This is a genomic window from Pseudomonas sp. OV546, from assembly GCF_900116845.1.
Lineage (GTDB): Bacteria > Pseudomonadota > Gammaproteobacteria > Pseudomonadales > Pseudomonadaceae > Aquipseudomonas > Aquipseudomonas petroselini.
The window spans coordinates 331,439-343,739 of the sequence record NZ_FPCE01000005.1 but is presented as its reverse complement, the minus strand read 5'-3'; the positions used below and the strand labels follow the sequence as shown (position 1 = coordinate 343,739).

General features: G+C 50.9%; 11 protein-coding genes and 1 tRNA gene. 5 read left to right on the top strand and 7 right to left on the bottom strand.

Going from position 1 to position 12,301, the window contains the following annotated elements; genetic code table 11:
- Positions 1–2: 2 nt before the first annotated feature.
- From BM403_RS14295 to BM403_RS14275, 5 genes are read left to right on the top strand one after another with little or no spacing between them, the layout of a single operon-like run.
- A complete protein-coding gene (locus BM403_RS14295; RefSeq protein ID WP_046035225.1) occupies positions 3–1,661 on the top strand; it encodes a methyl-accepting chemotaxis protein in 1,659 nt (552 codons plus the stop codon).
- A 39-nt stretch (positions 1,662–1,700) separates the two neighbouring features.
- Positions 1,701–2,240 carry a chemotaxis protein CheW gene (locus BM403_RS14290; RefSeq protein WP_015885769.1) on the top strand — a complete coding sequence of 180 codons (540 nt, stop codon included), beginning with the start codon at positions 1,701–1,703 and terminating at the stop codon, positions 2,238–2,240.
- A gap of 9 nt (positions 2,241–2,249) precedes the next feature.
- Positions 2,250–3,059 (top strand): CheR family methyltransferase, encoded by an 810-nt coding sequence (locus BM403_RS14285; RefSeq protein ID WP_093543311.1) that lies wholly within the window; start codon positions 2,250–2,252, stop codon positions 3,057–3,059.
- Entirely contained in the window at positions 3,056–3,589 is a 534-nt protein-coding gene (cheD, locus tag BM403_RS14280) for a chemoreceptor glutamine deamidase CheD (protein WP_015885767.1), read from the top strand. Before BM403_RS14285 ends, cheD begins: the two co-directional genes overlap by 4 nt.
- Positions 3,552–4,628 carry a protein-glutamate methylesterase/protein-glutamine glutaminase gene (locus BM403_RS14275; RefSeq protein ID WP_093543309.1) on the top strand — a complete coding sequence of 359 codons (1,077 nt, stop codon included), beginning with the start codon at positions 3,552–3,554 and terminating at the stop codon, positions 4,626–4,628. Before cheD ends, BM403_RS14275 begins: the two co-directional genes overlap by 38 nt.
- Before the next feature lie 891 nt (positions 4,629–5,519).
- Here the strand turns inward: BM403_RS14275 and BM403_RS14265 are convergent.
- The 7 genes from BM403_RS14265 to BM403_RS14235 form a co-directional block, all read right to left on the bottom strand.
- A complete protein-coding gene (locus tag BM403_RS14265) occupies positions 5,520–6,047 on the bottom strand; it encodes a hypothetical protein (RefSeq protein ID WP_093543305.1) in 528 nt (175 codons plus the stop codon).
- A 113-nt stretch (positions 6,048–6,160) separates the two neighbouring features.
- Complete coding sequence (locus BM403_RS14260; protein ID WP_093543303.1) at positions 6,161–7,300, bottom strand: YaaC family protein; 1,140 nt, start codon at positions 7,298–7,300, stop codon at positions 6,161–6,163.
- 102 nt (positions 7,301–7,402) lie between these two features.
- Positions 7,403–9,175 carry a hypothetical protein gene (locus BM403_RS14255; RefSeq protein WP_093543301.1) on the bottom strand — a complete coding sequence of 591 codons (1,773 nt, stop codon included), beginning with the start codon at positions 9,173–9,175 and terminating at the stop codon, positions 7,403–7,405.
- Positions 9,172–9,651, bottom strand: a complete 480-nt coding sequence (locus BM403_RS14250) for a hypothetical protein (protein ID WP_093543299.1) — start codon at positions 9,649–9,651, stop codon at positions 9,172–9,174. The genes BM403_RS14255 and BM403_RS14250 overlap by 4 nt, the downstream gene beginning before the upstream one ends.
- The gene (locus BM403_RS14245; protein WP_139237970.1) at positions 9,648–10,916 is read right to left on the bottom strand and encodes a dsDNA nuclease domain-containing protein; all 1,269 of its coding nucleotides are present in this window, start codon (positions 10,914–10,916) and stop codon (positions 9,648–9,650) included. Before BM403_RS14245 ends, BM403_RS14250 begins: the two co-directional genes overlap by 4 nt.
- A 653-nt stretch (positions 10,917–11,569) precedes the next feature.
- The gene (locus BM403_RS31485) at positions 11,570–12,079 is read right to left on the bottom strand and encodes a hypothetical protein (RefSeq protein WP_139237969.1); all 510 of its coding nucleotides are present in this window, start codon (positions 12,077–12,079) and stop codon (positions 11,570–11,572) included.
- 131 nt (positions 12,080–12,210) lie between these two features.
- Positions 12,211–12,295: transfer RNA gene (locus BM403_RS14235), tRNA-Leu, on the bottom strand.
- Between the last annotated feature and the right edge of the window lie 6 nt (positions 12,296–12,301).

The following is a 12,301-nucleotide window of genomic DNA, read 5'->3' as shown; positions in this document are numbered from 1 at the left end:
CGATGAAATGGTTCTACGATCTTAAAATTTCCACCAAGCTGATCAGCTCGTTCCTGGTGGTCCTGGCGCTGACCGGGGCCATGGGCGCCTTCGCGATCCTTCAGCTCGGTGCCGTCAACCAGGCCGCCCAGGACATCAAGGGCAACTGGATGCCCTCCATGCGCGCAGCGGCAGGCATGCGTTTTTTTGCCGCCAACTATCGCTTGAAAGAAAACCGCCACATCAGTACCGAGATTGCCGAAGAAAAGGTCCAGGCCGAACGCGAAGCCATCGAGGCGCGCCAGCAGTTCGAAACCCGTATGCAGACCTACGAGCAATTGTTGTCGAACGATGAAGACCGTCAACTCATGCTCAGCGTGAAAAGCGCATGGGACGCCTACATTGCGAGCAGCAAGCAGGTACTGGAGTTTTCCCGTCAGAACGAGGAAGCCCAGGCGCGCAGTTTGCTCAGGGGAGAATCCAAAGGGCATTTCGATGAGGTGACCAGCCGCCTGCAGAAAATGGTCGAGCTCAATGACGCCGGTGCGACTGCCGCGGGTGACAAGGGCTCGGTGCTGTATGAAAGCTCACGCATGTCGATCATCGCGGTACTGGTCGCGTCCCTGTTGATCGGTCTGGGCCTGGCGATATTCATCGCGCGGATCATTTCTCGCCCGTTGCGCCAAGCTGCCAGCGCCGCCGAGCAATTGGCCGAAGGCAACCTTAACGCGCACATCGAGCCAGGTGGCAAAGATGAAACCGGCCTGGTGCTCAACGCCATGCGTAACATGGTCGGCAAGCTGGCACATATCATCGGCGAAGTGCGTAACGCCGCCGATAACCTCGCCAGCGCCTCCGAACAGGTCAGCGCCACCGCGCAATCGATGAGCCAGGCCACCAGTGAGCAGGCCGCCAGTGTCGAGGAAACCAGTGCGTCGGTCGAGCAGATGAGCGCCAGCATCAACCAAAACACCGAAAACGCCAAGGTCACTGATGGCATGGCCAGCAAAGCGGCCAAGGAAGCCACCGAGGGCGGCGAATCGGTACAGCAGACGGTGGTGGCGATGAAGAAAATCGCCCAGCGCATCAGCATCATCGATGACATCGCCTACCAGACCAATCTGCTCGCGCTCAATGCCGCCATCGAGGCCGCTCGGGCTGGCGAACACGGCAAGGGTTTCGCAGTGGTCGCCGCCGAAGTGCGCAAGCTGGCCGAACGCAGTCAGGTAGCCGCCCAGGAAATCGGCGAACTGTCTTCCAGCAGCGTGGAAATGGCCGAGAAAGCCGGCAAGTTGCTCGACGAAATGGTGCCTTCCATCAACAAGACGTCCGACCTTGTGCAGGAAATCAGCGCTGCATCCGAAGAACAGGCCGCCGGTGTCGCGCAGATCAACACGGCGATGACCCAGCTCAACCAAGTGACCCAGCAAAACGCCTCGAGCAGCGAGGAACTGGCGGCCACGGCCGAAGAAATGAGCAGCCAGGCCGAGCAACTGCAACAGGCCATGAGTTTCTTCGTGCTGGATTCCGCGTCCAAGGTCGCGGGTCAAAGCGCCGGCGCGGACAGCCCTGGCAGCACGCCCAACCGTCAGCCGCCACGCCCTAAACCAACGGCGCCGCGCAAGGCGTTCGCCTACACCATGGCCAGTGCCCCGGACGAATCGGATTTCACCCGCTTCTGATCGCACGATCGATGCGCGCCTACAAGGGAGAGTAGTGACATGGGTGCAGTAATGACGACTCGGCAGACCGCGGTGGCGGTCGATGAGGATGCGCAGTACCTGACCTTCATGCTGGGCGGCGAAATGTTCGCCATCGGCATCCTGGGGATCAAGGAAATTATCGAATACGGCAGCCTGACCGTGGTGCCGATGATGCCCGCTTTTGTGCGCGGAGTGATCAACCTGCGCGGCGCGGTGGTGCCGGTGGTGGACTTGTCGGCACGCTTTGGTCGGGCCAACTCAGCAATCACCCGGCGCTCCTGCGTGATCATCATCGAGGCGAGTACCGAGGACGGTCAGCCACAGGACATCGGGCTGCTGGTCGATACGGTGTCTGCGGTGCAGGAGATCCCGGCCACGCAGATCGAACCGCCACCCAGCTTCGGTGCGCGCATTCGCGCCGATTTCATCAGTGGCATGGCCAAGGTCGACGGCAAATTCGTGATCGTGCTGGAAGTGGACAAGGTGCTGTCCATCGACGAGATGTCCAGCCTGGCCGAGGCCGGCCAGGCGCCAGCCCCTGACCTCGACCCGCGTTGAGGCTCGATCATGTCAGACACCGTCTCCATCGACGATCGCGAATTCGGTCAGTTCCAGGCCTGGCTGTACCGCGCGGCCGGCATCAACCTGTCGCCGGCCAAGAAAGCCTTGGTGGCCGGGCGCCTGTTCAAACGCCTCAAGCACTATGAGCTGCAGAGCTATGGTGAGTATTTCAAGCTGATCATGAATGACCAGCGCAAAGGCGAACTGCAGGTTGCACTGGATTTGCTGACCACCAACGAAACCTATTTTTTTCGCGAGCCCAAGCACTTCGACTTCCTGCGTCAGCACGTGCTGCCCAAGGCCGCGCCGGGCCGGATGTTTCGCGTGTGGAGCGCGGCCAGTTCCACGGGTGAAGAACCCTACAGCCTGGCGATGACCCTGGCCGAAAGCCTCGGCACCACGCCCTGGGAAGTGATCGGCTCGGACATCAGCTCCCAAGTGCTGGCCAAGGCGCGCACAGGGCATTACTCAATGGAACGCATCGAGACATTGCCCCAGCCGCTGCTGGTCAAGTATTGCCTCAAGGGCATTGGTCGCCAGGAAGGCACCGTCCTGATCGACAAGGCCTTGCGCAGCCGCGTCAATTTTGTCCAGGTCAACCTTAACGAAGCGCTGCCGGTTCTGGGGGAATTCGAGGTGATCTTCCTGCGCAACGTGATGATTTATTTCGATCAGCAGACCAAGAGCCAGGTGGTCGCGCGTCTGTTGCCGCTGCTTAAACCCGGTGGTTACTTGATCATCAGCCACTCGGAAAGCCTCCACGGTGTCAATGACACCTTGAAGCTGGTGGCGCCGTCGATTTACCGCAAGCCATGAAAAAGCCTGTGGGGACGACCGAAGTGATATTGGCACCTGGCCAAGTCAGCTTTGCGACGCGGCCGACGCGCCTGCGTACCTTGCTCGGCTCCTGCGTGGCGATCACCTTTTGGCATCCGCAACGGCTGATCGGCGGCATGTGCCACTTCATGCTGCCGGGGCGCCTGCGCAAGCATCAGCCCCTGGATGGCAGGTATGCCGACGAAGCCCTGGAACTGCTGCTGCGCCACGCGCAAGTCAATGGCACGCATGCACGGGATTACCAGGTCAAGTTGTTCGGCGGCGGCGAGATGTTTCCTGATCTGCACCGCCGCCTGCCGACGCAGGACGTGGCCAGCCTGAATATTCGCGCCGCGCTGGCCCTGGCCGAGCGCTATCACCTGCACCTGACAGCCCAGGACATGGGCAGTACCGGTTACCGCACGATCATGTTCGACCTGTGGAACGGCAACGTCTGGGTTCGGCACCAACCAATGGGATTACTTCAAGAAGATGCCTACCAAAAAAATCAGTGTGCTGGTGGTCGATGATTCGGCCGTGGTGCGCCAGGTACTGCTGGCGATTCTCAGCGATACGCCGGATATCCACGTCATGGGTGCCGCGTCCGACCCGATTTTCGCCATGGACAAACTCGCGCGGGAATGGCCGGATGTGATCGTGCTGGACGTCGAAATGCCGCGCATGGACGGCATCACGTTTCTCAAGAAAATCATGAGCGAGCGGCCGACGCCGGTGGTGATCTGTTCCTCGCTGACCCAGAAAGGCGCGGAAACCTCCCTGCAGGCGCTGTCGGCGGGCGCTGTGGAAATCATCACCAAGCCCTCAACCGGTTTAAAGAGTTTCCTGATTGAGTCGGCGGCCGAGTTGGTGGCAGCGATCCGGGCCGCAGCGAACTCCAACGTCAAGAACCTGGGAAAGCGCAGCGTCAGCCCGCCATTGACGCCGGCCAGCAAGCTCAGCGCCGATGCGATCCTGCCAGCCGGCAATGGCCATGCCATGGCCCAGACCACCGAGCGAATCGTCGCCATCGGCACCTCCACCGGCGGTACCCAAGCGCTGGAAGCCGTGCTGACGGCACTGCCGCGCGTGTGTCCAGGTATGGTTATCGTGCAGCACATGCCTGAGAAGTTCACCGCTTCGTTCGCCGAGCGCCTCAACAGCGTCTGCGCGATCGAGGTGCGCGAAGCACGCAATAGCGACCGTATCCTGCCCGGCCTGGCCCTGATCGCACCGGGCGGCAAGCACCTGATGGTCACCCGCAGCGGCGCCTATTATCACGCTCAAGTTATCGATGGACCGCTGGTCAATCGGCATCGGCCTTCCGTGGATGTGCTATTTCGCTCGGTGGCCCGGTTCGCCGGCAGGAATGCCACCGGCATCATCATGACGGGCATGGGCGACGATGGCGCGCGCGGGCTCAAAGAAATGCTTGAAGCCGGGGCCGCGACAGTCGCCCAGGATGAAGCCAGTTGCGTGGTGTTCGGCATGCCCAAGGAAGCCATCAAGCTCAACGCCGCTCAGCGCATCATGGCGCTGGAAGATATTTATCTGGCGATCTTGCATAAGTGAAGGTGGATGTTGGGCTGAGGTGAGAATTTTCTTCCTCCGAACGCTCGTAACGCGCCGGGCGGTACACCGGATATTGCTCGCCACAGGTATTCGATGGTTTGCGCTTTTTGTGTGCGCATGTCTGTGGTCTGTCGCTGTGCGTGGGAGCGCTTTGGGTCTGTCGGTGTCGTATTGTCCCGGTTTCTCAGCACGCGCAGAGCTGCTGTCCATTGCCATGAGAAATGGGGCTGGCGCTGTCGCGGGCAGGGCAGACCCCACAATGGATTGTGTTTCAGGTGTGTGGTGGGTGGTGAGTAGTCATTCCGCTGATAAGCCACTTTTCTGCAGGCGAAAAAAAGACCTTGAATTTCAAGGTCTTTTTTTAAGATGGGGCCCGAGGGAGACTGTCGGGCCCCATATAACCCGTGGTTTGCAGGTGGATGATACAGTTAGGGATACATGCTGGGATACAAACTCATCAGTCCTGAAGGTTTGAGGGGCAGTCGTAAGGCAAACAAGGTTGCTCACGAAGCCCTCGGATTCTGATTTACGTCGTGTGGCACGGGGCGCAGCAAAAGTAACAACCATTGATCCTCGCATCCGCGAACCTTCGCTTTGCTTCTGCAACGGCCCCAGTGCAGGTGAAATAACTTCCCAAAGGGATTTGGTTCTCCAGCAGAGGCATGAAAACGCAACTGGTTGTTGTGTTGTGTACTTCGTGATCACCGTTAGGCTGCTGGTTTTGATTAATGATGAAGGTCTGCATCTGTGCGGCCTCGCTTCCTTGTGGAGTAGATTGCCTAAGAAGAGCGCACCGCTGACACACCCTTACGGTAGGCACTCAACAGAATTGCAGGTTAGCTCGGAGCAGGCGTAACGCAACTGGGTGTGAGCTGAATCAGAGAATCCTTCTCAGGTCTTTTTACCTCTGTAACCTTTTATGCCTACAGCGCTCGCGCTGGTGAATTGCTTAAATGATGTCATCGCTTTCATTTTCGCTTGGAAAGCGCGCCGTTGACTGTCTTGCTTAAAAATTACGATCTCCCCTGGCGCGAGTGTGTCGTCGTCCAACAGATGTTTCCTAACATGCCAGAGGATGTCTCTCACATTGGGCGCAGTCGGATTATTGGTCAATGTTTTGGTGAGTAATTGAAGGACGTCAGTCGGTAGCCACAGATAGGCTTCGAATGTCAGCTTGTTCAGGGTCCGTTGGTCATCAGGGAAACTCATCCACTCAGCAAGGAGTGAAGCAATTGCTTCTGATTTTAGGCGAACCTGTTCTGATTTTTTCCACTCTTCGAGCTTTATCGCATACTCGTGTCCGATGGATTGTTTAATTCTCTCGGCAAACCAAGTACGCAGGAGCCAAAGAATCAACGCGGTTCCTGCGATGCCTCCAGCACTTCCGAGTAACGCTGCGAATAGAATATCCAAATTCAAGTACAACTCCTTAGGTCTCATATATACGGGTGCGCAAGCTGCCTAGGCGCTCGTGTTAAAATCCACATATACTTTTGTTTTGGAAGCGGAGCGTGCAGCTACCCGTTCATTTCTTAGACAAGAGGTGCATGAGCAATCTCCCTGCCTGCGAACTCGCTAGCTAAAAGATAAATGAATTGTTGAGGGATATTGGTAACTGTCTCCTGTATATGGCTACCAAACTTCCCTTTTAAAATTTCCTCGAATAAGTGCGGGCGGTATCGGGTGATCGAGCCAAAATAATAAAAGCAAGCATATACGGAAAGTAGTTGCTCGATGAGGTTGGGAACCTCATTGGGTGGGCAAAGATAAACATAATTTTTTCTGTAAGGCGGAATTCTAGTGGCAGTCACCCATAGTTTGTTTTTTATAAGATTTACTAGGTCCGAAATTTTGTCAGTTGCTCGGCCAGTGTAAGTCAGAGGTGTAATTTGTTCGAATTTTAAGAGTTTACGCCCATCGATTATTACGTTCGAAGCGACTTCGCGGAAGTTTTCCAGTAGCCCAGATTCTTCGAGGAGCCTTTTTCTAGTGATCCCAAAACGGCTAAGATCATCAGAAAATATATTGATGACTAACCATATCGATTTTGCTGTCTCGTTATGTATGTAGTCGATACGAGTTATTTCTACAAATCGCTCGTCTGCAGATGCGGCTTCACACCAAACTCGATGGCCTTGCAGTAATTGCGGAATTAATAGCTGCAGGTCATAAACTTTTCCTGAGGTTGGAAATTTGTTTCCGAAGAGGGCTTCTTGGAAATCATCAAAAACATTGGCGTCTGAAGGTTTTGATCTAAATGCTTTCAGAAACGAGCTATAAAATTCAGTGCCACCTGGATGTATTGCTTCTTGTATACCATGCTGCGCTCGAGAGTACTCCTGCTTTAAGCCTTTTAATAATACAAAAGCTTTTACTAGGTTCAAGAAGCAGTAGTAAATCAACAATGGTCGAGTTGTAACTAATGAGGAGTTGTTGGCAGATTTGAAGAAGTCTTCAGCCTGCGCTAAGAAGGCAATAGCTTGATCACGCGACACACCCGTTAGATTATCCTCAACTGCTTGCCGCATGACTCCCCAAGGGTTGGTGGAGAAAATACGAGACTGTAGTCCATAACGTCTATTAGTCCGAACGACTGGATGAAAAGAAAATGGAATGGGCCTACCTTTTACGGTTAAAACCGTGCCAGTTCTGGGAGTTGCTGTGCGGGACATGGTTCATCCTTGATTAAAATAGTTAGTCGTTTTTTCTCCCAGTCCATATGAAAGCGATCAGGAAGATTTGTGTATAAACTCACGCTCTGAGCTTATTTGTTCCTATGTTCCCGGAAATTTACTGATTTCGTGGAGGAACATCTTTTGTTTCGTTCCCTGGAATTTTGGTTCCCAATCATTATCTCGGCTATCACCTTTATAGCGATACTCGGTGCCAGAAATTATTATCTGGACGCCCGTCGCAGTGGCAAATATTTTTAGCGCTTCTATAAATCGTCCTAAATCGACGCCATGCATGTCTTGTTGTTTTGGTGTGTCGAAAATAATGAAAGATATTTTCTGTTTTTCCATCATGCAGAAACACTCCAGTAGAGCAGCATGATAAGCAAGAATCACCCTTATACGTGTGCTGCCGCCCAACTGCGAAATTCTTTCTCCACCAAAAACTGGAGTGAAATCGTTCTGAAACGTAATTTCGCTCGAAACATTATTTGTGTCCAGTATAGACATCCACTTCAACATACTGGAGTTGAGTGTATTGCGAAACTTTATGATCGAAGGATTGGTTTGTCCGCCAATTTCAAGTTCTTCTTTCACTGAAATTGCTTCATCTTGAAGTGTTAGCGCTTCCACATATTTGGTCGAGAGGGTTTCTAGGTGCAGTATTGATTGTTGCTCTTGCTCCAAGCTGAAAATTCTTGAGCTGGTTTGTGATACTGCTTCGACCAATGCCCTAATTTCCGAAGTGCCTGATAATCCATTTCGTTTATCAATTAGGGATGCTACTTGCTCCTTAAGCTCATGTCTTCGCTTTAGGATTTGCTCCGAGCGTAATTTGCCGATATTAACGTTTCGCTCCAAGTCTTTTAGCTGATCTTTGAGGTATAACAGGTTTTTCCCATAGGAATCTGAACTAAAAGAAAATAACTGGCAGCCCGCTGAGTTGCAAATTTCTTCAAAAGAGGTAAATACCCTTTTCGCTTCTTCGTTCAGGCTTAGAGTGTTAACTTCAGTTTCTATCTCCGCGTGGATCTGTTGAAAGCTTCGATCTCTTTTGGCAATGTCGGATAATTCTCTATCAAGAACTCTGATGGAGTCGTTGTTCATTCCGATGATTTCGTCTAGCGCCTCGGTGGAAGCATTTTTGTTAGCTGAGCTAGACTGCAGTTCTTCCAGTCGCTGATACAGTGCTTTCAGTTCTTGAGAGATTAATTCTTTATTCCCGGATCCGTGAATTTTGTGAGCGGCCTCGTATTCTTTTTTTAAAGAGTAAACCTGTCTATCCCGAACCTCTAATTCGCGTCTAGCGTCAATAAGCTTCTTTTTTTTGTCGAAAGCATTTTTTGGGGGGAGTCCGAGCAGTATCCGTAAAACTTCTGATGCTTGGTCTTTGAGAAATGAATGAGCAGGGCTGTAAAATTTACGATATCCGTCCTCTTGATCAAGATAAAAAATAGGTAGTAAAGAAGAGAAATAGGGATTTGCAGCTTTTTTTTTGTCTACTGCTACGAGAGGCTGTATGTCGAGATTGAGTATTTTAAATAAGTGTCGAGTGTAGTCGAGTTCGTTGTAGAAGCTTAGTGTCGGTTGGCCAGGGGTATATATATCTACATCAAAAGTCTTGGTAAAAGTTCGGCGCGCTGTAAATACTACCCCTTGTATGAATATTTCTAACTCCGCCCTTAGGCAATGGTCATAAATATCATCCCTGAAACTGCTTGGGTAGCCAAGGCAAAATACTATTGATTTTATAAGAGGAGATTTTCCGCAGCCGTTTGGTCCGAAAAGTTGAGTAACATCAGCTCCGAATTCCAAGTCTTCTGAGGCCCAGCCGTTTACACCGCGAGGCAGTATCCTCAGTCGTAAAAGTCTCATATTAACTCCATGTCTAATTGCCGATTCACACAAACGTTTCTATAAGCACGTCGTATCATGGAAAGGTTATAAGAAAGATCGTCGTCATTTGAAAAAGCACGCTCTATAACTTTTTGTCCTAAGGCTGTCGCTGTCATGCGGTTGTCAGATTTTCGAATTGTTACTAATTCTGAACGCTCTAGGAAACTTATTGCTTTGACGGTACGAATGCGCAATATCGCGGACCATCCGATGTGTTGCGAGGAACCCTTAAAGCCAACCATCGCGCTTTCAATCGATTCTCCTACCAGTTGGCCAATTTCGGTAATCGAAGGTTTTCTTTTTTCCTTTGATAATAATAATACGACTATTGCAATGAGTGGAAGTTGGAATAATGCTTCATTATTAAGATGATATTTTTTTTGGACTTCTTCGTTAGTGAACGAAATCTCTATGTTTCGTTTACTAACGCTTTCAAAAAACTGTTCATAATTCATGATTTGCATCTCACCAGAGCTGAAAAAAAACCTCCAAGTAAAAGGTTCGGGTCAAGGTCGAAGATAATACCTTGATCCGTGAGTCGCTTTTTCAGTTGAAGTATGATCGGATTGGCATCCGACAATTTTAAGCTCTTACCAGATTTGAAAATACTGTTGAATGATTCATCTATATAAGAATTTATGGAGATTATATCGAAGTCTGAAAGCCGATTGCGATTTTCTCTCAGCCATATATCCCAGCTGGTTTTGCATCTGGACGCATATTCTATTTCGTCATTGCTAGCGCCGGCAGATGCAAGTGCTCTTTGAATTACCGATGCTGATTTTATGGCTTTTGGATCGTCGCCTTTGAGTAGCGCCTGATATGCCTCTCTAGAAATACTTAAAAGGTCTAGTAGGTCGTTAATCTCTATTGACGCATTTTCATTGATAGTTGACTCACTCAGGTTAACTATTTTTCCTGAAGATTTTTTCGACGTCAGCTCTAACAATCCTATGATTATTTGTTTTGACTCGTTGTGGTCGAGATCAATCTCGCTATAATCATATATAGAGCTTCTTGCAAGGGATTCGAAGTTGTGATTTTTTTCTTTTATATATTGTACGTCTGTTTCAAATCTCAGTTTGGCCATTCTAGCCAAGGCATCATTTTTTCCAATCTTGGAGGGGCTGTCTGGATTGAAGCACTCATTAAATTTCTCAGAAAGGAATTTTACATACTCGTTTGTTGAATCTTCTGCGGTTAAACAATTTGCTATAGATTCAACCAAGTCGTCCACGTGCGAGTTAGTCATAAAGACTATTTCGGCACAAGTTTCTGGAAAAGTAATGGTATGTTGTAATAGTTTGCCGCCAAAGCTTTCCTTGACGAGCTTCGGATCTTGGGCTGCTTTTTTAGATTTGGTAGATTTTTTTAATCCGAATATTTCGTTTATTGTCCAGTTCTTATTTGCTTTGCCTCTAGTTTTGACTTGTACAAATAGATAATTGGGTCGGCCTAACTTTATTTTTCTAATGACGAAGTCATCATGATAATCGCAATATATCCTGTCAGTTTCTCCGCCTTCTAGTATCGCCAGTGCCGCTAAACTGGCGCCGCGCACCTGCGCTTTATAACGTGCAAATGTGTCGCGTCCTACTTGTTCTCTTGGCTTGGCAGAATAAAATTCGTCATCAACATCCATGATTGTTCCGTAATTTATCATTGCATCGTGCCCAGTTGGCCGTGCTGGCGTATTGCCCTGCCAGCTAGAATTAACCAAGTTGGCCACCCTCGCAAGTCTATTCGGAGGTAATGGCGGTTGCCTCCTTGTCTGGTCTGATACCGGGTCACCCTCTAGCAATCCGTCTTCACAAGCCTTCGGTACTGGTTGTGCATTCAGTATGTTCAGATCTGTGCGGTTGTCGAAATGAATATGCAAATATGACGCGAAGCTCTAGAAAAGACGGACATCGCTCTCAGAGTCTCAGCTAGAGGAAACCTGCGAGTCTGATAATCCGTGTAGGGCCCCCCCTTAGGGAGGCCCCGTAAAATCTGACCGTACGACTCCTTCGCCTGAGAGGAGTCGGACACATCAGATCGGCGGATCTGGAGCGATCCGTCGCGTCCGTTTGCGCTGAAGGTTCACGCCGTGAAAAGGGGCGAGGGGAGCGCTAATCCATAGGTAGCGAAAACGCGGTGTTCTATGTATTCCAAAAAACGCTAGACGCCAAGTAAATAAAGGCTTTCTGAGGTGGAACACCAAATGCGATAAACCGGAACACCCGTTACGCGGGGCATGTTTAGTGTTCCGCGAGTGATGTTCCGGTTTAGGGGGAGGAGCGTCACGACTGGTAGTCGCATGCTGGTGTCGAAGATCTTTCAAGGTCTGGTTACTCTCTGCAATGGCTGCTTCGAGTTTCTCCACTTCGTCTTTTAAAGCTGCGTTGCTGTTGCAACTCCCCGCTTGTCACGGGTTGCTTCTGCAAGCGTCTCTGAGGCTTGTCTGAGCGCCTTTTCCGCACGTTGTTCTTCCGCATCATCCCCATCGCTCAACGCAACGAAGTAGCTCGCTGCCGCTTGTTTTTCGACATATTGGGCCCTTTCAATTTCGGTACGTTTCTCTTCTTCCAGTCTTTCGAGTTTGCTCGAAAGCTTGGAGCGTTTCTCTTGCTGCTTTCGCAGATTGTTTTGCACCTGGCTGATTTCTTTACTGTGCCTTTTAATGTTGCTACCGGCAGATCGAATTCCGTCTTCCCAGTCGACCAACGTTTGCCGCCGTCTGATCTCGGGAGCATGGCGCGCTATTTCGGATTTCGCGTTGCTGAGATCATTGATCACGCCATGTGGATATGGCGCTCGATTGTGACGCGTATGGGCATACAGGCTCTTGGCTTCCTTGGCCGCTTTAGCAAATTTTGGTAGTTGCTTTTCGAGTTGTTCCATCTCGATTTGGTGATACAGGGATACAACGGATAGGGGGAGGCAGGGGTAAACAGACAGGCACAAAAAAACCGGCCAAGTGGCCGGTTTCTCTGGTGCTGAGAGTCTGGTAGAGACTTTCAGATACTGCTATATGGTGCCCCGAGGGAGACTCGAACTCCCACTCCTTTCGAAAACGGATTTTGAATCCGCCGCGTCTACCAATTCCGCCATCAGGGCTCAATG